19 protein-coding genes are annotated in these 25,554 nt (G+C 72.1%); 8 read left to right on the top strand and 11 right to left on the bottom strand.

Features of this window, described 5'->3' with window-relative positions; translation table 11 throughout:
- Nucleotides 1-78 precede the first annotated feature (78 nt).
- From ACFYML_RS11190 to ACFYML_RS11180, 3 genes are all read right to left on the bottom strand, one after another.
- Nucleotides 79-2,463 carry a sodium-translocating pyrophosphatase gene (locus ACFYML_RS11190; RefSeq protein WP_387420444.1) on the bottom strand — a complete coding sequence of 795 codons (2,385 nt, stop codon included), beginning with the start codon at nucleotides 2,461-2,463 and terminating at the stop codon, nucleotides 79-81.
- A 318-nt stretch (nucleotides 2,464-2,781) separates the two neighbouring features.
- Entirely contained in the window at nucleotides 2,782-3,222 is a 441-nt protein-coding gene (locus ACFYML_RS11185; protein WP_198940586.1) for an ATP-binding protein, read from the bottom strand.
- On the bottom strand, nucleotides 3,219-3,575 hold the full coding sequence (locus ACFYML_RS11180) for an STAS domain-containing protein (RefSeq protein WP_046565834.1): 357 nt from the start codon (nucleotides 3,573-3,575) through the stop codon (nucleotides 3,219-3,221). The genes ACFYML_RS11185 and ACFYML_RS11180 overlap by 4 nt, the downstream gene beginning before the upstream one ends.
- 168 nt (nucleotides 3,576-3,743) lie before the next feature.
- Between ACFYML_RS11180 and ACFYML_RS11175 the strand changes: the two genes are divergently transcribed.
- Entirely contained in the window at nucleotides 3,744-6,362 is a 2,619-nt protein-coding gene (locus tag ACFYML_RS11175; RefSeq protein WP_387420571.1) for a DEAD/DEAH box helicase, read from the top strand.
- 122 nt (nucleotides 6,363-6,484) lie between these two features.
- A complete protein-coding gene (locus ACFYML_RS11170; RefSeq protein WP_357442133.1) occupies nucleotides 6,485-7,063 on the top strand; it encodes a hypothetical protein in 579 nt (192 codons plus the stop codon).
- Between the two features lie 170 nt (nucleotides 7,064-7,233).
- Here ACFYML_RS11170 and ACFYML_RS11165 read toward each other — a convergent pair whose 3' ends face one another.
- The 7 genes from ACFYML_RS11165 to ssd all read right to left on the bottom strand — a co-directional run bounded on the left by ACFYML_RS11165 (nucleotide 7,234) and on the right by ssd (nucleotide 12,521).
- Nucleotides 7,234-7,635 carry an Rv3654c family TadE-like protein gene (locus ACFYML_RS11165; RefSeq protein WP_387420570.1) on the bottom strand — a complete coding sequence of 134 codons (402 nt, stop codon included), beginning with the start codon at nucleotides 7,633-7,635 and terminating at the stop codon, nucleotides 7,234-7,236.
- A 125-nt stretch (nucleotides 7,636-7,760) separates the two neighbouring features.
- A complete protein-coding gene (locus ACFYML_RS11160; protein ID WP_387420569.1) occupies nucleotides 7,761-8,135 on the bottom strand; it encodes a TadE family type IV pilus minor pilin in 375 nt (124 codons plus the stop codon).
- A 134-nt stretch (nucleotides 8,136-8,269) separates the two neighbouring features.
- The gene (locus tag ACFYML_RS11155) at nucleotides 8,270-8,437 is read right to left on the bottom strand and encodes a DUF4244 domain-containing protein (protein WP_076470820.1); all 168 of its coding nucleotides are present in this window, start codon (nucleotides 8,435-8,437) and stop codon (nucleotides 8,270-8,272) included.
- 22 nt (nucleotides 8,438-8,459) lie between these two features.
- Complete coding sequence (locus ACFYML_RS11150) at nucleotides 8,460-9,191, bottom strand: type II secretion system F family protein (RefSeq protein WP_387420443.1); 732 nt, start codon at nucleotides 9,189-9,191, stop codon at nucleotides 8,460-8,462.
- Nucleotides 9,191-10,213, bottom strand: coding sequence for a hypothetical protein (locus ACFYML_RS11145; protein WP_387420442.1), 1,023 nt, complete (start codon nucleotides 10,211-10,213; stop codon nucleotides 9,191-9,193). Before ACFYML_RS11145 ends, ACFYML_RS11150 begins: the two co-directional genes overlap by 1 nt.
- A complete protein-coding gene (locus ACFYML_RS11140; RefSeq protein ID WP_387420441.1) occupies nucleotides 10,210-11,421 on the bottom strand; it encodes a TadA family conjugal transfer-associated ATPase in 1,212 nt (403 codons plus the stop codon). The genes ACFYML_RS11145 and ACFYML_RS11140 overlap by 4 nt, the downstream gene beginning before the upstream one ends.
- Nucleotides 11,418-12,521, bottom strand: a complete 1,104-nt coding sequence (gene ssd, locus ACFYML_RS11135) for a septum site-determining protein Ssd (protein WP_387420440.1) — start codon at nucleotides 12,519-12,521, stop codon at nucleotides 11,418-11,420. Before ssd ends, ACFYML_RS11140 begins: the two co-directional genes overlap by 4 nt.
- Before the next feature lie 675 nt (nucleotides 12,522-13,196).
- Here ssd and ACFYML_RS11130 point away from each other — a divergent pair.
- A complete protein-coding gene (locus ACFYML_RS11130; protein WP_357434756.1) occupies nucleotides 13,197-14,003 on the top strand; it encodes an HAD-IB family hydrolase in 807 nt (268 codons plus the stop codon).
- A 139-nt stretch (nucleotides 14,004-14,142) separates the two neighbouring features.
- Here ACFYML_RS11130 and ACFYML_RS11125 read toward each other — a convergent pair whose 3' ends face one another.
- Nucleotides 14,143-14,889: an oxidoreductase gene (locus ACFYML_RS11125; protein WP_387420439.1), complete on the bottom strand. Its 747-nt coding sequence runs from the start codon at nucleotides 14,887-14,889 to the stop codon at nucleotides 14,143-14,145.
- Between the two features lie 344 nt (nucleotides 14,890-15,233).
- Here ACFYML_RS11125 and acs point away from each other — a divergent pair, with 344 nt between their 5' ends.
- The 5 genes from acs to ACFYML_RS11100 all read left to right on the top strand — a co-directional run bounded on the left by acs (nucleotide 15,234) and on the right by ACFYML_RS11100 (nucleotide 25,492).
- Nucleotides 15,234-17,222 carry an acetate--CoA ligase gene (gene acs, locus ACFYML_RS11120; RefSeq protein WP_387420438.1) on the top strand — a complete coding sequence of 663 codons (1,989 nt, stop codon included), beginning with the start codon at nucleotides 15,234-15,236 and terminating at the stop codon, nucleotides 17,220-17,222.
- A gap of 474 nt (nucleotides 17,223-17,696) precedes the next feature.
- Nucleotides 17,697-18,458: a hypothetical protein gene (locus ACFYML_RS11115; protein WP_387420437.1), complete on the top strand. Its 762-nt coding sequence runs from the start codon at nucleotides 17,697-17,699 to the stop codon at nucleotides 18,456-18,458.
- Between the two features lie 172 nt (nucleotides 18,459-18,630).
- The gene (locus ACFYML_RS11110) at nucleotides 18,631-20,013 is read left to right on the top strand and encodes a vanadium-dependent haloperoxidase (RefSeq protein ID WP_387420436.1); all 1,383 of its coding nucleotides are present in this window, start codon (nucleotides 18,631-18,633) and stop codon (nucleotides 20,011-20,013) included.
- 452 nt (nucleotides 20,014-20,465) lie between these two features.
- A complete protein-coding gene (locus ACFYML_RS11105; protein ID WP_387420434.1) occupies nucleotides 20,466-22,772 on the top strand; it encodes an immune inhibitor A domain-containing protein in 2,307 nt (768 codons plus the stop codon).
- Nucleotides 22,773-23,050: 278 nt separating this feature from the next.
- A complete protein-coding gene (locus ACFYML_RS11100) occupies nucleotides 23,051-25,492 on the top strand; it encodes an immune inhibitor A domain-containing protein (RefSeq protein WP_387420568.1) in 2,442 nt (813 codons plus the stop codon).
- Nucleotides 25,493-25,554 lie beyond the last annotated feature (62 nt).

The following is a 25,554-nucleotide window of genomic DNA, read 5'->3' as shown; positions in this document are numbered from 1 at the left end:
TCCGGCCCGGGACCTCCGAACGGACCGGTTCCCGGCCGGCGCGAGGCCGACCGGGAACCGGCATCAGTTCGTACCCGCTCAGGCGCGGACCGGCTCCGCCCGCTCCTCCGGGGTGCCCGCGGCGTCGCCGTCGCGGTCGGAGTCGCCCATGGCGACGCCCTTGCGCTTGCTGAACACCACGGCCGCCACGATGACCAGCGCGGCCACCACGGCGATCGTGATCCGCAGGCCGGTGTTCTTGTCCTCGCCCACGCTCCAGGCCACCACGGCCGGCGCGATCAGCAGCGATACCAGGTTCATCACCTTGATCAGCGGGTTGATCGCCGGGCCGGCGGTGTCCTTGAACGGGTCGCCGACGGTGTCGCCGATGACGGTGGCGGCGTGCGACTCGGAGCCCTTGCCGCCGTAGGCGCCGTCCTCCACCAGCTTCTTGCCGTTGTCCCAGGCGCCGCCGGAGTTGGCCAGGAACACCGCCATCAGGGTGCCCGCCCCGATGGCACCGGCCAGATACGACGCCAGCGCGCCGGGACCGAGGCCGAAGCCGACCGCGATCGGCGCCATGATCGCCAGCAGGCCGGGGGTCATCAGCTCGCGCTGCGCGTCCCGGGTGCAGATGTCGACCACCTTGCCGTACTCGGGGCGCTGGGTGCGGTCCATGATCCCGGGCAGCTCGCGGAACTGCCGGCGTACCTCCATCACCACGGCGCCGGCCGAGCGGGAGACCGCGTTGATGGCCAGGCCGGAGAAGAGGAAGACCACCGCCGCGCCGACGATCAGGCCGACCAGGTTGCGCGGGTTGGCCACGTTCAGCAGGTTGGTGATGGCGGCCTCGACGTTCTCCACCTTCGCGTCGCCGAACGCGGTCTTCAGCGTGTCGGTGTACGAGCCGAACAGCGCGGTCGCGGCGAGGACCGCGGTGGCGATGGCGATGCCCTTGGTGATCGCCTTGGTGGTGTTGCCGACCGCGTCCAGCTCGGTCAGCGTCCGCGCGCCGTGCTCGTCGATGTCGCCGGACATCTCGGCCACGCCCTGGGCGTTGTCGGAGATCGGGCCGAAGGTGTCCATGGCGACGATCACGCCGACGGTGGTGAGCAGGCCGGTGCCGGCCAGCGCGACGGCGAACAGCGACAGCGTGATGGAGCTGCCGCCGAGCAGGAACGCGCCGAACACGCCGGCGCCGATCAGCAGCGCCGAGTAGACCGCCGACTCCAGGCCGACGCTGATGCCGGCGAGGATGACGGTGGCCGCGCCGGTCTGCGAGCTCTTGCCGATGTCCTGCACCGGGCGCCGGTTGGTCTCGGTGAAGTAGCCGGTGAGCGCCTGGATCGCGGCGGCCAGCACGATGCCGATCACCACCGCGCCGATGGCCAGCCCGCGGGGACCGAACGGCGGCTCGCCGTCGGTGACGTTGAGCGCCGCCCGCCAGTTGTCGCCGAGCAGGTCCGCCCAGGTCGGCTTCAGGTAGCCGAACACGGCGATCGCCACCAGCACCGCGGAGACCAGGGCGGACAGGTAGAAGGCCCGGTTGATCGCGGTCAGCCCGTTGCGGTCGGAGGCGCGCAGCCGGGTGATGAAGACGCCGACGATCGCCACCAGCACGCCGATGGTCGAGATGATCAGCGGCAGGACCAGGCCCTCGTTGCCGAACGCGGCCCGGCCCAGGATCAGCGCGGCGACCAGGGTGACCGCGTACGACTCGAACAGGTCGGCGGCCATCCCGGCGCAGTCGCCCACGTTGTCGCCCACGTTGTCGGCGATGGTCGCGGCGTTGCGCGGGTCGTCCTCGGGGATGCCCTGCTCGACCTTGCCGACCAGGTCGGCGCCGACGTCGGCGGCCTTGGTGAAGATGCCGCCGCCGACCCGCATGAACATGGCGAGCAGCGCGGCACCGAAGCCGAAGCCCTCCAGCACGGTCGGGGCGTCGCCCTTGTAGAGCAGGACGACCAGCGCCGCACCGAACAGGCCGAGGCCCACGGTGAGGAAGCCGACCACGCCGCCGGTGCGGAAGGCGATCTTCATGGCGCTCTCGCGCCCACCTTCGCGCTCCCGCGCGGCCGCGGCGACCCGCAGGTTGGCCCGGGTGGCCAGCCACATGCCGGCGCCGCCGATGAACGCGCTGAACAGGGCGCCGACCACGAAGAACGCCGACCGGCCGATCTTCACCAGGGTCTGGTTGCCGTCGGTGTCGTGCACCGGCAGCAGGAACAGCAGCACGACGGCGATCACCACGAAGATCGCCAGGGTGCGGAACTGCCGCAGCAGGTACGCGGACGCGCCCTCCTGCACCGCCCCGGAGATCTCCTGCATGTTGGTGGTTCCCGTACCGGCTGCCAGCACCGCCCTGGTCAGGGCGGCCGCGAAGACGAGCGCCACCAGCGCGATGACCGCGGCGATGACGACGTACGTCACGTTGGCTCCGGTAAGGGACAGTGCGCCGCCGTCGGCGGCCAAGGTCCCGGACATCTATGTCCTCCTGTACCGAACAACTCGCGCCGACCCGTGGAGACGCACGGACCGACGCCTGGATGCGGACTCGCAAGCGCGCGCCAACCCACCCCGGCGGACCAGCGATGAACACCCATTCCCGCTGGCTGCGGGACGGATCACTTGCTGACAACCCGGGTACTGTAGCCCTCCGACGTGTTGCGGCTCACACCGAGGGGGCACCCTTTCGCGATGATCTTCGTCGCTGTGCTATGCGAAAAAATCTGATATATGGGGCGGCCAGCACGACGAGGCCGCGTTCCCCGGGCGGGAACGCGGCCTGCGGGGGTGGGAACGTCAGGAGCGGCCGACCGGCCAGACCATCCGGACCTCGGTGCCGACGCCCTCCTCGACCGGGCGTACCTGCAGGTCCTCCACGAAGCCGGCGAGCAGGGCGAAGCCGACACCGGTGGTCAGCGCGTCCTCGCTGAGCGACTCCTTGGCCAGCTCGTCCGGGGGCAGCGCGGCGAGACCGATGCCCGCCTCGATCGGGGCCCGGTCCACCACCCGGACCGAGTACGCCCCGTTGTCGGACATCTCCACCAGAACCGGATCGGCCAGCCCGTACTGCCGGTGCAGGGCCACCGCCCGGGTGCACGCCTCGCCGATCGCCAGGCGCACCTCGTCGAGCAGGTCCTCCCGTACGCCGGCCCGGCGGGCCACCGCGACGCCGACCAGGCGGGCGGTGCGCACGTGCACCGGGGCGGGCGAGAAGGAGAGCTTGACGGTCGCCATCATGCGCCGGCGCCGGTCGGATCGGCGCTGATCGCCGCGTCGACCGTGGGATGCAGCGGGAAGACCTGGTCCAGCGCGGTGATCCGGAAGATCTTGAGCAGCGGCTCCTTGTCGCAGACCAGGGCGAAGGAGCCGCCCGCCGAGCGGAGCCGCTTCAGGGCGCCGACCAGCACGCCGAGCCCGGTCGAGTCGAGGAAGTCCACCCGGCCCAGGTCCACCACGACCCGGCGGGCCCCGCCGTCGATCAGTTCGAGGAGCCGTTCCCGCAGGCGAGGCGCCGTGTAGACGTCCACCTCACCGCCGACCTCGAGCACCGTGTGCTCCCCCACGGCGCGGGTCGCCAGCGACAGCTCCATCGGTCCCTCCTCGGTAAGCTCTCCACGGCATCTAACCATCCCCGCCCGAACGCCCCGGTGGGTCACCGGCCGAGGCTCAACCCCCTTACCCAGGCCCCCCGCGTTTCATTTCCCGATCGTGTTCGGAAGGTGCAGGCCGTGACCTACGACAGCTTCAGCTCGGCGCGTCTGCCGCCGCGCCACGACCAGAAGCCGTCGTACGACAGCTTCAGCTCGGCGCGTGTGCCGCCGCGCCACGATCAGAAGCCGTCGGCAGCCACCGTGCCCGCGAGCAACGGCCCCGGGCGACCGCCCGCCGAGCTGCTGCACCGGCTGCGCGTCCGGCACTCTGTTGACCCGGTCACCCACGTCGAGCGGGTGCCGGCCCGGGCCGGGGAGCCGGCGCCGTGGCCGGCGTGGGCCCCCGAGGAGCTGCGGGCGGCGTTCGCCCGGCGCGGCGTCACCGCCCCGTGGCGGCATCAGGCCGAGGCCGCCGAGCTGGCGTACGCCGGGACGCACGTGGTGGTGGCCACCGGCACGGCGTCCGGCAAGTCGCTGGCGTACCAGCTTCCGGCGCTGGGCACGCTGCTCGCCGACCCCCGTGCCACCGTGCTCTACCTGGCTCCGACCAAGGCACTCGCCGCCGACCAGTTGCGCGCCGTCGCCGGCCTCGAGCTGGAGGGGGTACGCCCCGCCTGCTACGACGGGGACACCCCGCGCGCCGAACGGGAGTGGATCCGGCGGCACTCCCGGTTCGTGCTGACCAACCCGGACATGCTGCACCACGGCATCCTGCCCGGGCACGCAAACTGGTCCGGGTTCCTGCGCCGGCTCGCGTACGTGGTGGTCGACGAGTGCCACACCTACCGGGGCGTGTTCGGCTCGCACGTGGCGCACGTGCTGCGCCGACTGCGCCGGCAGTGCGCCCGCTTCGGTAACACTCCCGTGTTCGTGCTGGCCTCGGCGACGTCGGGCGACCCGGCGACGACGGCCGGGCGGCTCACCGGGCTGCCGGTCGCGGCCGTCACCGAGGACACCTCGCCGCGCGGCGGGGTGACCTTCGCGCTGTGGGAGCCGCCGCTGCTCCCCTCGGATTCGTCCTCCGATGTCGCCGACCTCGCCCCGGTCCGCCGCTCCGCGCTGCGGGAGACCACCGACCTGCTCGCCGACAGCATCGTCGAGGGGGTCCGCACCCTCGCCTTCGTCCGGTCCCGGCGCGGTGCCGAGGTGGTCGCCGCCAACGCCCGACGCGCGCTGGACGAGGCGGTGCCCGGGCTCGGCGACCGGGTGGCCGCCTACCGGGCCGGTTACCTGCGCGAGGAACGACGCGAGCTGGAACGCGCCCTGCTGCACGGCGACCTGCTCGGGCTCGCCTCCACCAACGCCCTCGAACTCGGGGTCGACCTGGTCGGCCTGGACGCGGTGCTGATCTGCGGCTGGCCGGGCACCCGGGCGTCACTCTGGCAGCAGGCCGGCCGGGCCGGACGCTCCGGCGACGAGGCACTCGCGGTGCTGGTGGCCCGGGACGACCCGCTCGACACCTACCTGGTGCACCACCCCGAGGCGCTGTTCGGACGGCCCGTCGAGGCGACCGTGCTCGACCCGGCCAACCCGTACGTGCTCGCCCCGCAGCTCGCCTGCGCCGCCTTCGAGGCCCCACTCACCCCGGCCGACCTGGAACTCTTCGGGGAGGGCGCGAAGGAGGCGGTCGAGGACCTGGTGGCCGCTGGGGCGCTGCGGCAGCGGCCGACCGGCTGGTACTGGCGGCACCGGGAGCGGCCCGAGGTGGACCTGCGCGGCGAGAACGGAGCACCGGTCTGCGTGGTGGAGGAGTCCACCGGACGGCTGCTCGGCACGGTCGACGGCAGCTCCTCACACTTCCTCCTCCATTCGGGGGCGGTCTACCTGCACCAGGGCGTCTCGTACGTGGTCGACGCGCTCGACCTGGCGGACGGGTGCGCGCTGGTGCACGCCGAGGAGCCGGACTGGTCCACCCACGCCCGGGACGTCACCTCGCTGTCCGTGGTGTCGGTCCGGTCGTACGTGGACGCCGGGCCGGTCGGGCTCTTCCTCGGCGAGGTCGACGTGACCAGCCAGGTGGTGTCGTACCAGCGGCGGCGGATCGCCACCGGCGAGGTGATCGACACCCGGCCGCTGGACCTGCCGGCCCGGGAACTGCGTACCGTCGCCGTCTGGTTCACCCTGTCCCCCGAGTCCCTGGCGGCGGCGGGGATCGAGGCCGCCGACGTTCCGGGCGCGCTGCACGCCGCCGAGCACGCCGCGATTGGCCTGCTGCCGCTCATGGCTACCTGCGACCGCTGGGACATCGGCGGCCTGTCCACCGCCGTCCACCCGGACACCGAGGCCCCCACCGTCTTCGTCTACGACGGCCACCCGGGCGGCGCGGGCTTCGCCGAGCGGGCGTACGGGACGGCGGCGGCCTGGCTGGGCGCCACCCGGGACGCGATCGCCGAGTGTGGCTGCGAGGCGGGGTGCCCGTCCTGCGTCCAGTCCCCGAAGTGCGGCAACGGCAACAACCCGCTCTCCAAGCCGGACGCCGTCAAGGTCCTCGACGTGGTGCTCGCCAACCTGGCGGCGGCCGTTGGATCCTCTGATGCAGCGGCGGCCGGTGCCTCACCTCCCGTGGCGGCTGAGTCGAGTGCCGAGGCGGTGCCGGAGGCGGCGGCCGAGGCGGTGCCGGAGGCGGCGGCCGAGGCGGTGCCGGAGGCGGCGGCCGGTGGGAGCCGGGGTGGCGTCGGGGTGGGCGTTCCTCGGCAGGACGAGCGGTCGGCGGCTGGTCAGCGGTAACCGCCGGCCCTGGCTGTGGCGGCCGACCGCGGCCGGTCGGGCGCCAGGGGTGGAGACGTCGAGGGCGGACGCCGAGGGCCGAGCTGTGCGAGACTCCGGCGTTGCTTATTGAAGGAGATCACGTGCAGCTCGACCGCTTGCAGACCCAGCACCAGTTCATCGTCCGGCAGCGGATCCGGATGATGGTCAACCAGTACGAGGTCCACGCCATGGCGCCGGACGGCTCGGAAGGCGAGTTGCTCGCTTTCGCGCAGCAGAAGCGGCTCGCGTTCAAGGAGCAGGTGACCATCTACACCGACGACGCCAAGCAGCACCCCCTGCTCGGCTTCAAGGCCCGCCAGCGGCTCGACCTCGGGGCCACGTACGACGTGACGGACCACGCCGGCACCCCGATCGGCCTGTTCCGCAAGGACTTCGCCCAGTCGCTGCTGCGGTCCACCTGGCACGTCGAGCAGCCCGGCCTGCCGCCGATCACCGGGCAGGAGCGCAGCATGCCGGTGGCGCTGCTGCGCCGGTTCGTCGACTCGCTCTCCTGGCTGCCGTACCACTTCGACTTCGTCGCCGGCGGCCAGCCGGTGTTCTCGGTCGACAAGAAGTGGGGCCTGCGCGACCGGTACGTCGTCGACATCCAGCACCCGCAGATCGACCGGCGGCTCGTCATCGCCATGGCGGTCGGCCTGGACGCCCTGCAGTCCCGCTGACGCCGCCTCGCCGGCTGTCGGGCGACGTCGGGCTGGGCGGCCCGGGTGCTCCCGTACCGTCCAGCCCCGCCGCGGCTCGGGGATCAGCGCGGCCAGCAGGTTCATCTCCTCCGCCTCTGCCATCGCCTGGTCGGCGAAGGTCATGGCACTTCTCTTCGCCCCGGATGCGGTCAGCCGCGGACCGGGCCCGCTCGCGACGTCGCGGTGGCGACGCGGGTGAGCCACGGCACCGGAGCCACCTCGACCTCCGTCGTGACGATCACGTCGAGGCCGTCCAGACGGCAGGCCACCAGCCGGCCCCCGTTGGCGCGGGCCAACTCGTCGGCCCGTGCGCACGCGACGCCGTCGCCGTCGAGCGCCCGCCCGGCACCCGCCAGGGCCCCGAAGTCGGCGGCGTTCCGCGCCTGGTGACGCGCCGTCCGGGCCGCGCCGAGCGCCGCGCCGAACAGCCCGACCAGCACGAACACCAGACCGACCGCAAGCAGGCAGATCGTCGCTCCGCCCCGGTCAACCGACCCCCCGGCGGCGATGCCGTCCCGGTCGAGCCGGCCCGGTTCGACCCGGCCCAGCATGCAAACCGGCCGGTTGGGCCCGCCGGTCGCGGGTAGCCGCCGCCGGCGGATCGCCCCGACCCGCGTCACCCGCCCGCCCGGCCGCCCGCCGGCGCGGACCGGGCGACGCCACGGCTGGCGGCTCCTCACGGCCGTGGCCCCGGCGTACCAGGCTCGACGGCGGCCACCGCGCTGCCCGACACCGTTATCCGGGGCAGCAGCCCGCCGAGCGTACGGACGGGTGCCCGGACCGTCGCGGTGACCTGATCGCCGGTCGCGGTGACCGAGATCTCGGCGCCAGCGGGGGCGTACCGGGTGCCGACTGCCGACCCGGGCTCGCCCCGGGAGGCGGCGAGTGCCGCCTCCCGGGCCGCGTCCAGGCAACCGGCCCGGGTGGTCACCGCGTTTACCGCGGTTAGGCCGACGAAGAGCAGCAGGACCAGCGCCGGCAGGCCGGCCGCCAGCTCGGCGGTGAACGAGCCACGCTCCCCGGCGCCCCACGGCTGCCCGGAGGCGGCGATGGCGGCCGTCGAGTCTCCGTCGCGCGAACGGCCGGCCCGGAGGCGGGCGCCGGCCGCACACGGCTTCGCGGAGGCCCGACACGGGAAGCCCGAGCGCGGACCGCTCCGACGGCGGCCGGCCCACCGGCGCCCGGTCACTTCAGTGCCCGGTCGATGACGGCGGTGAGCGCGGACTGCACGTTGCCGGAGGTGAGCACCTTCAGCAGGATGCCGGCGAAGGCCACGGCGGCGAGGGTGCCGACGGCGTACTCGGCCGTGTTCATCCCGGCGTCTCCGCGCAGGCGGGCGAGGAGTTTGCGCATTCGTTCTCCCTTTCTCCTGGGTTCAGAGCACATCGCCGAGGACGGCGACGATCACCGGCACCAGACCGGCGAGAATGAAGGCGGGCAGGAAACAGAGCCCGAGCGGCAGGACGATGAGGACACCCGCCCGCCGGGCCGCCGCCTCCGCCGCGGTGGCGCGATCGGATCGCAGGTCGTCGGCGAGGCGAGTCAGCGCGCCGGCCAGCGCGGCACCACTGTTGGACGAGCGGACCGCTGCGGCCACCAGGCGTTCCGCACCGGACACCGGGTGCAGGTGCGCCCAGCCCTCCGCTGCCGTCCCGCCCAGCTCCAGCGTTCGGCCCACCCGGCCGAGCCGGTCGCCGAGGGGCCCGCCCAGCGCCTCGGCGACCGCCAGCACCGACCGGTCGACCGGCGCACCCGCCCGCAGCGCGGCCGCGAGCAGGTCGGCGGCGAGCGGCAGGTCGGCGGTCTCCCGGAGCCGCCGGTCGCGGACGGCCCGCGGCTCGATCCGGCGCAGCAGCCGATCGGCGGCCAGGCCGGCCAGCGGTCCGACGAACAGGCCGGCCCAGCCTCCGAGCACGATCAGCACGGCCAGCCCGGCCAGCGCCGCGCCGAGCCGGATGCGGTCCGGCCACCAGGGCGGGCGGCGGCGCGCCGTCGCCCGCGGCGCGAGCCGGCGGAGCCGCCGTACCGGACGGGCGACCGGTCCGGCCATCACCACGAGCAGGGCCGCTCCGGCCAGACAGCCCGCGGCCACCACCTGCCGGGACATCAGCCGGCCCGCCCTGGCACCGTACCGAGCCGTTCGGCCCAGAGCAGCCCACCGATCTGCAACGCGACCGCCGCGACGGCGCTGCCCCCGCCGACCGTCGTGTGCAGGAGCACCGCTACGGGGTCGACGCCGATGGCGTAGCCCAGCCCGATGCCGCCGAGCGGCAGCGCGGCGAGCAGCCATGCGGTCGCCCGAGCACCGGCCGCCTGCGCGGCGGCTGCGGCGAGGCCACGGTCGGCCGCCCGGGCGTCGGCCTCGACGCGTTCGAGCAGCTCGGCCAGGGGCGCTCCGGTACGGTCGGCCAGCCGCACGGCGGCCCGGGCCATCCGGGCGATCCGGCGCGGGCCGCCGGCCAGGCCGGATGAGTCGGGCAGGCCGGGTGCGCCGGGCAGGCCGGGCGCGGCAATCGCCGGGCCGGTGCCCTCGCCGAGCCCGGCCCCGACCGGCAGGCCGGCGCGCAGGTCGGCCGCGAGGGCGCAGAGCTGGTCCAGGTCATGGCGATGGGCCCGGTCGGCCGCCTGGTGGGCGTGCCGACGCCGGACCGCCCGGGCCGCGAGCCCGCCGTAGGCGGCCAGCACGACCCCGGCCACCGGCCCGCCCAGCACGGCACCGGTCCCGCCACCCAGCACGACTGCCAGCAGCTGCACCTGGCCGGTCCCGGTCCGGACTCGCCGTACCCCGCGGATGGCGGCAGCGAGGAACAGAGCCAACGAGCCTCCGGGAGCCAACTCGACGAGCGAGGCGATCGGGTGGGCCGGATCGTGCCGCCCCGGTGGCCGGGTTGGCAGCGGCCGGGCCACCGCGGCGGCTCGGCCGCGACGTCCGGCGAGCAGGGGCCCGCCGGCCGGTCCGCGCGAAGCGACACCCGGAGCACGGTGCATGGGCGGCACCCGGCCCGCCCCGGGAGGTCGTCCCGACCCGAGGACGGCGCGCCGCCGTGCCCGGCCGGCGCGTACCGGCCAGGCCACCGCCGTCGCGGCGACGACCAGGAGCACGGCAACCAGCCACACCTGGCCGGTCACGACGGGCCCGCCGAGCCCGGCCAGGACGCGCAGAGGATCGGAGGTACGGTCACGCCCCTGTCCTTCACCAGTGCGCCGAGCGGCCGGGCGGCGAGGCCGAGCCCGCGTCCGCGTAACCAGGCGGGAACCACGGTGACCAGGCGGTCCGGCCCCTCGGGGATCAGCAGGCTGACGGATTCCAGCACCCGCCCCTCGGCGGTGCGCCGCATGTGGAGGAGGACCTGGAGCGCCGCGGCGACCTGGGCGTGCAGGGCGGCCCGGGGCAGGCCACCGAGCAGCCCGAGCGCCTCCAACCGGGCCGGTACGTCCGTCGGGGCGTTGGCGTGCAGGGTCCCGGCGCCGCCGTCGTGGCCGGTGTTCAACGCGGCGAGCAGGTCGACCACCTCCGCGCCCCGGCACTCACCGACCACCAGCCGATCGGGCCGCATCCGCAGCGCCTGCCGGACCAGGTCGCTCAGCCCGACCGCCCCGGCGCCTTCGACGTTGGACGTACGGGCCTGCAGGCCGATCACGTGCGGGTGCACGGGGCGCAGCTCGGCGGCGTCCTCGACGAGCACGATCCGTTCCGTACCGGGCACCAGCGCGAGCAGCGTGTTGAGCAGGGTGGTCTTGCCGGAACCGGTGCCGCCGGTGACCAGGTACGCCAGCCGGGCCGCCACGAGGGCAGCGAGCAGCGGAGCCACCGGCCGGGGCACGGTGCCCTGCCGGACCATCTCGTCGAGGGTGAACGGTCGCTGCCGGAAGGTGCGCAGGGAGAGGTACGGGCCGTCGGTGGCGACCGGTGACAGCACGGCGTGCAGCCGCGTGCCGTCCGGCAGCCGGGCGTCCGCGCACGGCGAGGCGTCGTCGAGACGGCGCCCGGCGGCAGCGATGAGGCGCTGCGCCAGCCGGCGCACGTCGTCGACCGAGCCGAGCGGCACGGCCACCTGGTGCAGCCCCCGTCCCCGGTCGACCCACACCCGGGTGCCGTTCACCAGCACGTCGGTGACCTGCGGATCGGCCAGCAACGGGGCGAGCGGGCCGGCGCCGACCAGATCGTCGTGCACCCGGTCGGCGATCCTCAGCAGGGCGGTGTCGCCGAGCACGGCGCTGCCCGGCTCGGCGCGTACGGCCGAGACGACCGCGGCGGGAGTGACCCGAGTGGCCTCGGCGGCGAACCGCTGCCGGACGCGGACCGCGAGCTCCTCGGAATCGGCCGGCCCGGTCATGCCGCACCCGTCGCCGGCGCGTCGGTCAGCTCGCCGAGGATCCGCTGGCACAGGGCGGCGAGCGGGCCCTTCCCGTCGGCGGCGGGCGCCTCGCCCCGTTCCAGCCCTCGGCAGAGCCCTGGTTCCGGCCGGAGCGTGCCGGCCAGCGGCAGACCGAGCGCCCTGGCCACCTCGGTGGCCTTGAGCCGGCCGGGCGCCGGACCGCGCACGACCACCGACAGGTCGGCGCAGTGCGGGGCGGCCACGGCGACCACCCGGGCCGCGGCGGCCGTGGCCCGCAGCTCGGCCGGTACGACCACCAGGGACCGGTCCGCCGCCTGCAACGCGACGACGGCCGCGTCGTCCAGGTGCCGGGGCAGGTCGAGAACCACGACGTCGCGGCCTCGGCGGGCGGCGTCGACGGTGGCGGCCATCGCCTCGGCCGGCAGGTGCAGCAGGTCGCCCCGGTCCCAGGAGAGCACCACCAGGTCACCCCGGCTGGGCAGGGCGCGGACGAGTGACGGCGGGTCGACCCGGCCGTCGGTGCCGGTGAACCCGGGCCAGCGCAGCCCTTCCAGCTGCTCCCAGCCGAGCACCAGGTCGAGGCCGCCGCCGAGCGGGTCGGCGTCCACCAGCAGGGTGCGCAACCGGGCCCGGGCGGCGGTGACGGCGAGACCGCCGGCCAGCACGCTGGCTCCCGCGCCGCCGCGTCCGCCGAGCACGGCCAGGACGCGCGCCCCGCCGGGGCTGGGCCGGTCACCCGCGCACTCGGCGAACCGGTCGACCAGCCACGGTTCGGCGGCGGGCAGGGTCGCGACGTGCTCGGCGCCGATCAGCTCGGCGATCTCCGTACCCGGGTCGAGGTGGCCGGACCGGCCGACCAGCACCGTGCGGGCCCGGCGCGGCAGGCGGGCCCGCAGGCAGGCCTGTGCCTGGTCGGCGCCGACGAGCACCAGCGGGGCCGGTGCCCAGCGGGCCCGTGCGGCGGCCGGGTCGGCGGCCAGCTCGACCTCGGTGCCGCCCGCTGCGGCGAGCCGGAGCAGCTCGTCGAGCAGTTCACCGTCGGCGGTGACCAGCAGGGGAAGGCGGCGGTACGCGGGAAGCGGGGTACGGGGCGGCATGGCGGCCTCCAGCGGTCGGACTCGAACGGGCCGGTCGGAAGCCTGCCGGGGCGGGACGGGCCATGATGCGCGTCGGCGATCCCCTGTGGACGGCGAGGGCAGCTGTGGACAGGCCACGCCGGGCGAATCGATCTGCTATGGGCGCCGGAAGCAGGGCAACCCGGCCGCCGAAGGCGCGGCGGTCAGCGAGGGTCGAAAAGGTGGTCCCGGTGGTCACCCACTTCGCCCGGCTGCCACCTGGCTGCACCGGCGGCCGAACGGGGTTCCGCCCGACTCCCGGCCGACGGTCAACCAGGAAGCCGGCCGCCGGACGAGGACGAGGAGGGCCGGTGACCTGCGGTGGAGCATCGCTCCCAGAATGGGACGACCCCCGTCGGGGGGAGACGGGGGTCGTCGTGAGGTTCGGCTCCGGGGGGGTCGAGCCGAACCCGCTCAGCGGTCACGGGGGGTGCAACCGCCGAGGGCCTTCGAGGCGATGAGACGTGAACTCTCATCGCGAGCACAAGCATGCCGCAGCGGACCGGTATACGTCGAGTGGTGTCCGCTCCACACACCGCTAATTCGCATTCGCAGAGTGTGACGGCCGTCACTCAGGGCAGCGCCCCGCGGGCCGGGCTCTCGCCGGCGACCCCGGGGCCACGCCGGCCGTCACCCCTCGGGCTAGACTTTCGCGCCGTGGGCCGAAGCGCCGCTTTCTTCGATCTCGACAAGACCGTCATCGCCAAGTCGAGCGCTCTGGCGTTCGGTCGGCCGTTCTACCGGGACGGGCTGATCACCCGGCGTGACGTGGTCAAGTCGGCGTACGCGCAGCTGATGTTCCGGCTGGGCGGCACCGACGAGCAGACCATGGCCAGGACCCGGGACTATCTCGCCACGCTCTGCAAGGGCTGGCAGGTGGAACAGGTCCGCCAGATCGTCGCGGAGACGCTGCACGAGCTGATCAACCCCTACGTGTACGCCGAGGCCGCCGCCCTCATCGAGGAGCACCAGGCCGCCGGGCGGGACGTGGTGCTGGTCTCCGCCTCCGGCGAGGAGATGGTCCGGCCGATCGGCGAGCTGCTCGGGGTCACCGACGTGATCGCCACCCGGATGGCGGTCGAAGACGGCCGCTACAGCGGTGAGGTCGAGTTCTACGCGGCCGGCCCCAGCAAGGTCGACGCGGTCGGCGAGCTGGCCGTCGAGCGCGGCTACGACCTGGCCGACTCGTACGCCTACTCCGACTCGTACAGCGACCGGCCGCTGCTGGAGTGCGTGGGGCACCCGACCGCGGTGAACCCGGACCGGGCCCTGCGGAAGCTCGCGGTGGAGAACTCGTGGCCGGTGCTGGAGTTCCGGCACCCGGTCCCGCTGGGCCGGCGGCTGCGCGAGCGTCCCGCCGTGCCGGTCGCCGCGGCGGCCCTCGGCGTCGGCGTCGGGGTGGCCATCGGCATCGCCTGGTACGGCCGGCACCGCCGCACCCGTGCCACCACCCCCACCACCTGACTCCGCCTCCCCACCCCGCGCCCACCGGTTCGACCGCGCACTTTCGCGGAAAGTGCGGCCTCCCGGCGTCAGATAGCACCACTTTCCGGGGAAATGCGGGGATGCCGCACGCGCGGAGCGCACCGCGCGGAGGTGCGGGTCAGGAGGCGGCGAGGATTTCGTCGCCGATGAGGGCGATCTGGTCCGCGCCGACCTCGACGGCGGTCATGTAGTGGCGGAGCCAGGAGCGCAGCCCGTCCGGGGTGCCGGTGGCGAAGGCGCCGGCCGCGCCGACGTACTCGGGTTCCCGCTCCCGGTGGCCGACGTCGACGGCGACCAGCCCACGCGGGTCGAAACCGGTGGAGACGAGCACCAGCCGGGCGGCGGCCCGGGCCACCACCCCGGACGGGCCGGCGAACGGGCGCAGGTTCAGCAGCTCGCCGTGGACCACGGCGGCCAGCACCAGCGGCGGTACCCGGGTGCCGCCGGCGACCAGCCCGGCCAGCCCGTCGAGGCGCGCCGCGACCACCGGGTCGGACACCGGCCGACCCAGCTCGGACTCGGCCACGATGTCCCGGGCGGTGAGGACGTGCAACCTCGCGAGTGCCTGCCGGGGAGCTTTCGGCCAGAGTTCGCTCAGCCCGGGCAGGGCCCCGGCCACCCGCAGCGCCCCCTGCAGCACCGGGTCGGTGACCGTGCCGGCGCGTACCTCCTCACGGTCGTGCACCCGGCCCTCCAGCGCGGCGCTGGCCACGGCGGAGCGGAGGCTGACCTCGGCGGCGACCTGACCACCGTGGCGGCGCAGCGCGCGGTGCCGGTGCGCCTGGTCGACCCGGTCGCGGGCCTGCTCGACGGCGGGCGCGATGTCGGCGAGCGCGAGCAGCGGGGCGAGCGGATCGGTGGCCACCCCGCCACGCTATCCACCCCGCAGCCCTGGCTGGGCACCCGCCCGCCCGGATGGCGATCCAGCCACCGCGATCGGCACCGGTTGCGGTGACCCGCGCCCTCAGCTACCCGGGACACGCCCACATGCGGCATCCCGCGTCCCGCCATGCCGAGCCCCGCCGGCCCAGGCCCGCCCCCGCCGCACCCGGCCGGCGCCGCACGAGACGGGCGGGACCGAGCGCGCCACCCGGCGCGTGCCGAGGGCCGCTGGGCGCGCGGGGTCGGACCAGGCTGTCGCGGGGTGGCCACCGCGCGACTAACCTCAGCGGCGTACGAGACGCAGGTCACGCGACGAAGGAGCACCGCATGAGCGAGGCATTGGCCAACTTGCTGAACGAGACGCGGCAGTTCCCGCCGCCGGCCGAACTCGCCGCGAACGCCAACGTCAAAGCCGACGCGTACGCCGAGGCCGAGGGCGACCGGCTCGGGTTCTGGGAGCGCCAGGCCGGCCGGTTGACCTGGGCGAAGCAGTGGGACCAGGTGCTCGACTGGTCGAACGCGCCGTTCGCCAAGTGGTTCGTGGGCGGCCAGCTCAACGTGGCGTACAACTGCCTGGACCGGCACGTCGAGGCTGGCCGGGGCGACAAGGTGGCGATCCACTGGGAGGGCGAGCCGGGTGACACCCGCACCCTCACCTACGCCGACCTGCACAAGCTGACCTGCCAGGCGGCCAACGCGCTGACCGACCTGGGCGTCACCGCGGGCGACCGGGTCGCCATCTACCTGCCGATGATCCCGGAGGCAGCGGCCGCCATGCTGGCCTGCGCCCGGATCGGCGCCACGCACAGCGTGGTCTTCGGCGGCTTCTCCGCGGACGCGCTGACCAACCGGATCCAGGACGCCAGCGCCAAGGTTGTGATCACCGCCGACGGCGGTTACCGGCGGGGCAAGCCGTCGGCGCTGAAGCCGACCGTCGACGAGGCGGTGGCGAAGTGCCCGTCGGTGGAGCACGTGCTGGTGGTCCGCCGCACCGGCGAGGACGTCGCCTGGTTCGAGAAGGACCACTGGTGGCACGAGACGGTGGAGACCGCCTCGCCGGAGCACGTCGCGCAGCCGTTCGACGCCGAGCACCCGCTCTTCATCCTCTACACCAGCGGCACCACCGCCCGGCCGAAGGGCATCCTGCACACCACCGGCGGCTACCTGACCCAGACGTCGTACACCACGCACGCGGTGTTCGACGTCAAGCCGGAGACCGACGTCTACTGGTGCACCGCCGACATCGGCTGGGTGACCGGCCACTCCTACATCGTCTACGGCCCGCTCTCCAACGGCGCCACCCAGGTGATGTACGAGGGCACCCCGGACACCCCGCACAAGGGCCGGTTCTGGGAGATCGTCGACAAGTACAAGGTCACCATCCTGTACACCGCGCCGACCCTGATCCGCACCATGATGAAGTGGGGCGAGGACATCCCGGCCGGCTACGACCTGTCCTCGCTGCGGCTGCTCGGCAGCGTCGGCGAGCCGATCAACCCGGAGGCGTGGATCTGGTACCGCCAGCACGTCGGCCGGGGTCAGCTGCCGGTCGTCGACACCTGGTGGCAGACCGAGACCGGCTCGATCATGATCTCGCCGCTGCCGGGCGTCACCGAGGCCAAGCCGGGCTCGGCGATGACCGCGCTGCCCGGCATCGTCGCCGACGTGGTGGACGACCAAGGCCAGTCGGTGCCGAACGGCGGCGGTGGCTACCTGGTGCTCACCGAGCCGTGGCCGTCGATGCTGCGCACCATCTGGGGCGACGACAACCGGTTCATCGAGACCTACTGGTCGCGGTTCGGGGCCGGCGCCAACGCCGGCGACGAGTGGGTCTACTTCGCCGGTGACGGGGCGAAGAAGGACGACGGCGGGCACATCTGGCTGCTCGGCCGGGTCGACGACGTGATGCTGGTGTCCGGACACAACATCTCCACCACGGAGGTGGAGTCTGCGCTGGTCAGCCACCCGTCGGTGGCCGAGGCGGCGGTGGTCGGCGCGACCGACCCGACCACCGGCCAGGCGATCGTCGCGTTCGCCATCCCGCGGGGCACCGCGGAGACCTCGGGCGAGGCCGGCGAGCAGCTCATCGCCGAGCTGCGCAACCACGTGGCGAAGACGCTCGGCCCGATCGCCAAGCCGCGGCAGATCATGCTGGTGCCCGAGCTGCCGAAGACCCGCTCCGGCAAGATCATGCGCCGGCTGCTGCGCGACGTCGCGGAGCACCGCTCGCTCGGCGACGTGACCACGCTGCAGGACTCCTCGGTGATGGAGCTGATCGCCTCGGGCATGGGTGGCGGCAAGTCCGACGAGGACTGACCGCGGGAAGCATCCTGGGTGGGTGGTGTCCTCCTCGCTGGGGGGCGCCACCCACCTGCCGTCTGGCGGCCCGGCCCGCTCGGTCGACAGGCGAGGGAGAACCGACCGGATCATCGACGACGGCAGCGAGCGGCATCGTGGCGGAGGTGACCCCATTGGCACGCCACTTTCTCCATTGACTCGCGCCGATGTGCCGGGGAGTATCTGCAGGCAAGCAGCACCGAGAGTGCGCAGTACCTCGCTCTCGGAAGCGCGGACTGCTGCTGCACTGCAAAACGGGGGCACAAAATGTTTGCAGGTCTGCCGTCCGATGACGCATGTCTACTTCACAAACATCTGATTCCGGCGGGCAGCCGCCAGCCCGCGGTCGCCGCTGATCCGCATCCCGACTCGCCGGCGCTGGCCGACCTCATCCGCTGCGCACTGGTCTGGGAGGCGCCAGGTCGGCCGGGACGCCTTCGTGGCGTACCGGCGATGACGGCACCGAGCCGCCTGCTGGCCGCCCGGTGCCTCGACCTGGCCGACATGCTTCGGGCCGAAGGCTACGACGGGCTGGTACGCCTGGAGCGGACGCACCGGCGGCCCCGCACGGACGTGAACGGATCGTCCGGAGTCGAGTTGCTGTCCGGCGCGGAGACCCGCGTCCGCGTCCGGGAACTGCTGGACGCCGCCACCCGCAGATGCTTGCGGCTGTGGGCCGACGGCTCGCCCGACGCCCCGGAGTGGTTCGCGGCGCTGCCACCGTTCGGCCGCCCGGGCCCCCTCATCCGCTACCGGACGATCTGCACCCCGGAGTCCCTGAACAGGGTTGGGCCACCGGCCACACCCGCGCCGGCGGGTGAACCCGGCAGCCACTGGCGAGTGCTGCCAGCCCTGCCGTTGCAGCTGGCCATCGTCGACGACACAGCCGTCGCCTCAGTGGACACCTGGGGCGGCCCAGCCCTGTTCCTCCAGACACCGCCGCTGGTCAACGCGCTCGTCCAGTACTTCGACCTACTCTGGAAACGCGCCGCCTCGCTGAATGCCGACAGTTCGTTCGGACCCGGCCGGCCGTCCCCAGCGCAGCTGCAGGTGATCCGAATGGCCGCAGCCGGGCTGAAGGACGAGGCGATCGCCCACGCCCTCGGACGGAGCTCCCGATGGGTCCGCCGGCAGATGGAGCTGCTGGAGGTATTGACGGGGGCGACGAACCGGCTCACTCTCGGCATCGCCGCCGCCCAACGAAAGTGGATCTGACCGGCCGCTCGCACGGCCAGCCACAGGGACGAGCCTGCCCTTTGACGAGGCGCAGCGGTCGCCCGTTCCGCTTTGCCCTTCCATCGATCGACTTCGACTGCCAGAGTGCTGCCACCAGCTCCCTGGGCGAAACCATCTCGAGTACTGAGGAAGGGTCTGAATGAGTAGAGGCGTGCGCCGATCACTTGGCGTCGTACTGGCCAGCCTGCTGGCCGCTATCGGTTCATTGGTCACGACAGCAACGCCGGCGGCGGCCAATGGAGCCACCACGGCCACCATCCACTACTGGAACGACACGTTGCTGGAGGCGTTCCGCCGCCAAGGCGGAGGGCCTGGCCCGCTCGCCCGGGCCGCCGCCATGATGCACACCGGGATCTTCGACATCTTCACCGGTGCGCGTTGGGTCGACCAGAACGGCAGAGGGAGCGGTTACCGGGGATACACCGTCGGCCCCTCCGACACCGAATGTCTCTCCTCGCTCGGCATATCCATCAACGAAGACCTCGCTGCCGGGTTCGCGGCCCGCGACCTCCTCATCGACGCCCTACCGGCGCAGCGCACGTACGTCGAAGGGAGGTTCACCGCACGGTACGGCACGCCGAGCCCGTTCGATGTCGACGCCGCCGCAGCCCGTTGCGTCGTAGATCGGATGAGGAGCCTGCGCGGGAACGACGGCGCGAACGCCACGCCCAGCTACGTGAAGGACAACACCCCGGGGGCCTGGCGGGAAACCGAGAACTTCTGCGCAGCACCGGTGACGCCCCACTGGGGCAGCGTTCTCCCGTTCGTCACCGGCACCAGCCAGTTCCGACCGGCACCACCCGGCGGGCACACCACCTATGCCACGCTGCTGGCCAGCGAGTTGTACGCCAACCAGCTCAAAGAGGTGAAGGATCTGGGACGGGTGGATTCCACGATCCGCACCGACGACCAGACCCAGGCCGCGTGGTTCTGGGCGAACGATCTGGACCGCACCTACAAACCCCCGGGCCAACTGCTCGCGCACACCAGGATCGTGGCGGCGGCGAAGTTCACCGACGTGGCGACCGCTCCCATCAACACGGCCCGTCTCTTCGCCCGGGTGTCACTGGCCATGGCCGATGCGTCCATCGCCGCCTGGGACCGGAAGTATCGGACCTCGATCGACCTGTGGCGACCCGAAACCGCCATCCACCTCGCCGACACGGACAACAACCCCGCCACCGACCGGGAGGACACCTGGCAGCCGCTCTCCGCCAACGAGCAGGGGGTGCATTTCAGCCCGTGCTTCCCGGCCTGGATGTCCGGTCACGCCACCTTCGCCGGCGCCTGGGCCGGCGTCATGCGCACCGAGTTCGGCGACAGCGCCGGCACCTTCACTCTCACCACCGAGGACCCGCATGCGAGCGGCGTGGTCCGTAGTTTCAGCAGCTTCACCGCTGCTGCGACGGAGAACGCCTTCAGCCGGATCTACCTCGGGGTGCACTTCCGGTTCGACGGAACCGACGGGCTCGCCACCGGCCTCAGCATCGGCGAGCACGTAACCCAGAACACCTTCGCGTTCGTAAATGTATAGTTAGTCGGAACTTTCCGGCTAATCGGAGAGACCCCCACATCTCAGCGCCCGGTGCAGGGCGGCCGATTCCATGGCCGCCCTGCACCTGTGCGCCGGCAGTACCACGCTGGTCGGCTCTGCCGGCTTCATCCCTGCGTCACCTGGACGGCTCCAGCAAACTGCCCCGCAGCGACACCCCTGCCTGCTGTGACATTTTCGCGCCCACCTTCGCTCCCAACTCGGGGACCGCATAATCATCGTCACCGACGGTGATCACAGGCCGACCGGAAGCCGGGAAGGCAGCCACTCTTGCGTAGCCTTCGCCCCACTTTGCCGGAAAAACTTGCCCAGAAACTTCGCTGGTTGCCCGGTGACAAGCGACGAACTCCATGCAATTGTCAGTGGCGCATGGCATGACGGTGATGGCTTTGGCTGCCCCTGTCATGTAACAGATCCACAAAGGAGGAGGACCTTTGAGGAGACGAGTCACAGCAGGCCTGGCCTCGGCCGCGGCCGCGCTGCTGGCAGCCGGTGTCGTCACGGCGCCGGCGTCCGCCGCCCCGGCGGCGGAGCCCACCCCCGGCGCCGAGAAGGCGAAGCACGGCAGGGACAACCTCCCGGATCCGAAGGCGGATCAGCACCGGGAGGTCCGGAAGCAGGCCATCGCCGACCTGCTGACGGGCAAGGCCAAGCTTCAGACGCGCAACGGCTCGAAGGTCATCCAGGTAAAGGACGACCTGTTCGTCGAGTACCAGCAGGCGCCGAAGGTCGACCCCATCTTCACGATGCTGGTCAACTTCGGCGACAAGACCGACCCGCGTACCGGGGGCACCCCCGGCCCGGTGGTCAACCAGATCCCCGAGCCGGACCGCAGCTGGGACGGCAGCTCGACCGACAACAACAGCACCCTGTGGCGCCCGGACTTCCACCGGGAGCACTACACGGACATGTTCTACGGTTCGGGCGAGTCGATGCGGGACTTCTACCTGCAGCAGTCCGGCGGTCGGTACACGGTCGGCGGCGACGTCAGCGACTGGATCTCCGTGCCCTACAACGAGGCGCGATACGGCAGCAACAAGATCTCCGACGCCGACGGCTCCTGGAACTTCGTCAAGGACAGCGCCACGTCCTGGTACGACGCCCAGGTCAAGGCCGGCAAGACGCCGCAGCAGATCAAGGACTACCTGGCCCAGTTCGACGTCTGGGACCGGTACGACTACGACGGCGACGGCAACTTCAACGAGCCCGACGGCTACATCGACCACTTCCAGGCGGTGCACGCCGGCGAGGGCGAGGAGGCCGGCGGCGGCGCCCAGGGCGAGGACGCCATCTGGTCGCACCGCTGGGCCGCGTTCCCCAACCTCGAGGGCAAGGCCGGCCCCGCCGGCAACCTGGCCGGTGGTGTCCAGATCGGTAACTCCGGTTTCTGGATCCGGGACTACACCACGGAGCCGGAGAACGGCGGCCTGGGCGTGTTCGCCCACGAGTACGGCCACGACCTCGGCCTGCCGGACCTGTACGACACCGCCGGTGGCGACAACGGTGTCGGCTTCTGGAGCCTGATGGCCTCGGGCTCGTGGCTGAGCCACGGCACCGACGACATCGGTTCGACCCCGGGCTACATGGACCCGTGGTCGAAGCTCTTCCTGGGCTGGCTGAACCACTCGGTGGTCGACCAGAAGAGCGGCACCACCCAGGTGACGCTCGGGCCGGCGGGCGACAGCGACGGGCCGAAGGCCCAGGCAGTCGTCGTCAACCTGCCCTCGCAGACCCAGACCACGAACTACAACACGCCGTTCGGCGGGTCGTACGAGTGGTGGGGCGGCAGCGCGGACGACCTGAACACCACGCTGACCCGCACCCTGGACCTGACCGGCTCGACCTCCGCGTCGATCACCGCGAAGGCCCAGTGGGACATCGAGGAGGACTACGACTACCTCTACGCCGAGGTGTCCACCGACGGTGGCGCCACCTGGCACGCGCTGAGCAACTCGCTCATCGACCAGGGTGAGACCGGGGTCGACGGCTCCACCAGCGGCGCGTGGGTCGACCTGACCTACGACCTGTCGGCGTACGCCGGCAAGACCGTGACGTTCCGCTACCGCTACGCCACCGACGGCGGCGTGCACCTGGCGGGTCCGTTCCTGGACAACATCGCGCTGACCAAGAACGGCACCGTCGCGTGGACCGACGACGCGGAGACCCTGGCCGCGGCGTGGACCGCGAAGGGCTGGACCCGGATGGGCGGCTCGGTCACCGACACCTTCCCCCGCTTCTACATCGCCGAGAACCGGACCTACTTCGGTTACGACGACGCGCTGCGGACCGGTGGGTACAACTTCGGCTGGGCCAACTCCCGGCCGGACTTCGTGGAGCGGTTCTCGAACCACCCCGGTCTGCTGATCTGGTACGTGAACTACGCGTACGGCGACAACAACACGTCGCAGCACCCGGGCTACGGCCTCAACCTGCCGATCGACGTTCGGCCGGGCAAGATCCAGGTCGGCAACCAGGGCACGATCACCAACCGGCGCGGCGGCTACGACTCGACGTTCAGCCTCTACGCCAAGCCGGCACAGACGTTCCACAAGAACGGCGCGTCGATGACGGTGCCGCAGCTCGACCCGACGCCGGTGTTCACCGACAACGGGGTGAACAAGTACTGGAACAGCAACAACCCGTGGAACTCGGTCAAGGTCGCCGGCACCGGCACCAAGATCGAGATCCTGCAGCAGGGCACCACCCCGACCAGCGACATGGTCATCAAGGTCAGCAACTGATCGGGTAGCACCAAACCGGAAAGGGCCGGTGGCGGAAACGCCACCGGCCCTTTCGCGTGCCCGGGACGTTCCCCTGATCGAACCACCCGATCGACTGATGCGGATGTGACGGTGAGGAGCGTTCCCATCAAAAAGTTGCTACAAATCGATGCGCCCTTCTTCCCACCCGTCACAGGAGTGTCTATCTTCACCAGTGGTCCCACTCGTGGGACGTCTCACCGGCCCGACCCCGTGGGCCGGTTCCCTCACACCGGAGGTACCACGTGCGCAAAGTCGCAGTGGGTCTGCTCGGGCTTTCGCTGACAGCGACGGGACTGGTGGCGGGCACGGCCGCCAGCGCCGCGCCGCAGCCGAAGTTGCCGGCCACCGCTCCGTCGGTGGCCGAGCCCGCGCAGGCTGAGCATGATCTGCCGGACAAGTTCGAAGAGAAGCGCCGCGCGCTTCGTCAGGAGGGTCTCAGCGAGGTCCTGTCCGGCAAGGCCACGCCGCAGAAGATCAACGGCAGCACCGTCGTCAAGGTCGGCGAGACCGCCGGCGGCGCGGCGACGGCGGCCGGCGCCCGGAGCGCGGCCCCGGGCAAGGGCGGCAAGAAGAACCAGTACGTCGAGTTGGCCCGGGAGCGGACCGACAAGATCTTCGTGATCCTGGCCGAGTTCGGCGACGAGCGGGACCCGGCCTACCCGGACAAGGACATGAACCCGGACATCCCGGGTCCGACCCGGTTCGACGGGCCGCGGCACAACGAGATCCCGGCACCGAACCGCGCGGTCGACAACTCCACCGTCTGGCAGGCCAACTACGGCCCGGAGCACTTCCGCCAGCTGTACTTCGGCACGAAGCCGGGCGACGAGTCGCTCAAGCAGTACTACGAGGCCCAGTCGTCCGGGCGGTACACCGTGGACGGCATGGTCACCGACTGGGTGAAGGTCAAGTACAACGCCGCGCGGTACGGCCGCTCGGACGACCCGATCGCGGACGACGACGTCGACAACCCGGCCAACGACCCGGCGGTCTGCGACAGCAACGTCTGCCAGAACACCTGGGACCTGATCCGGGACGCCGCCAACCAGTGGGTCGCCGACCAGAAGGCCAAGGGGCGCACCGACGCCCAGATCAAGGCCGACATGCAGTCGTTCGACCAGTGGGACCGGTACGACTACGACGGCGACGGCAACTTCAACGAGCCGGACGGCTACATCGACCACTTCCAGATCGTCCACTCGGGCGGCGACCAGGCGGACGGCGACCCGCACCAGGGCGAGGACGCGATCTGGAGCCACCGCTGGGCGGCGTACAACACCTCGCAGACCGGTCCGGCGAACTTCCCGATCGGCGGCACCGAGATCGGCGACACCGGCGTCTGGATCCGTGACTACACCATTCAGCCGGAGAACGGTGGCCGCAGCGTCTTCTACCACGAGTACGGCCACGACCTCGGCCTGCCGGACGACTACAACGTCCTGAACGGCGGCGACAACAACAACGAGCACTGGACCCTGATGGCCCAGAGCCGGCTCGGCGACAAGAACGACCGCGGCATCGGCGAGCGCGGCGGCGACCTGGGCGCGTGGAACAAGCTCCAGCTCGGTTGGCTCGACTACGAGGTGGTCAAGGCCGGTCAGAAGCGCACCCTGGAACTCGGGCCGCAGGAGTACAACTCCAAGAAGCCCCAGGCCGCGGTCGTGGTGCTTCCGCCTCGGACGTACACCTTCAACAACGGCAAGCCGTTCGAGGGCGCCAAGCAGTACTTCTCGGGTAACGACGACGACCTGGACAACACCATGACCAGGACGATCGACCTCACCGGGAAGTCGGCGGCCGCCCTGTCGATGAAGGGCCGCTACTCCATCGAGTCCGGCTTCGACTACCTCTTCTTCGAGGCGTCGACCGACGGCGGCAAGACCTGGTCGGCCCTGCCCGGCACGGTCAACGGCAAGGCACTCCCGCCCGTCTCGGGCAGCGACCCCCGTCCTGCCCTCAGCGGCAGCAGCGGCGGCAAGTGGGTGGACGTCAACATCCCGCTGGACGCGGCGGCCGGCAAGGTGACCCAGTTCCGGTTCCACTACGTCACGGACGGCGGGCTCTCCGCGGGCGGCTTCTTCGGTGACGCGATCACCGTGACCGCCGACGGGCAGACCCTGCTCAGCGACGGCGCCGAGAACGGCGCCGGGGACTGGGCGCTCAAGGGCTGGAGCATCGCCGAGGAGACCTACACCCGGGACTTCGCCAACTACTACATCGCCGGCAACCGGTCGTACGTCTCGTACGACAAGTACCTGAAGACCGGCCCGTACTACTTCGGCTACCTGAACAGCCGGCCCGACTGGGTGGACCACTACGCGTACCAGCAGGGTCTGCTGATCTCCTACTGGAACCTCCGGTGGGCCGACAACGACACCTTCGCCCACCCGGGCGAGGGTCGGAACATGATCATCGACGCGCACCCGCGGCCGATCTACAACCTGACCGGCAACCCCTGGCGGGCCCGGGTCCAGGTCTACGACGCGCCGTTCAGCCTCAAGAAGGCGGACTCGTTCACGCTGCACATCAACAGCCAGCCGCAATACATCCGTGGCCAGGACGCGCAGCCGCTGTTCGACGACACCAAGCAGTACTGGTTCCCGGAGCTGCCGAACCACGGCGTCAAGCTCCCGGCCACCGGCACCAAGATCAAGGTCCTGAAGCAGAACGGCACCTCGATGAAGGTCCAGTTCTCCTGAGCCGCTGATCACCGCACGACGCGATGCCCGGGCAGGTCACCTGCCCGGGCATCGCCCGTTCC

Source organism: Micromonospora sp. NPDC007230 (assembly GCF_042869115.1).
GTDB lineage: Bacteria > Actinomycetota > Actinomycetes > Mycobacteriales > Micromonosporaceae > Micromonospora.
This window is presented reverse-complemented; position numbering and strand designations above follow the sequence as displayed.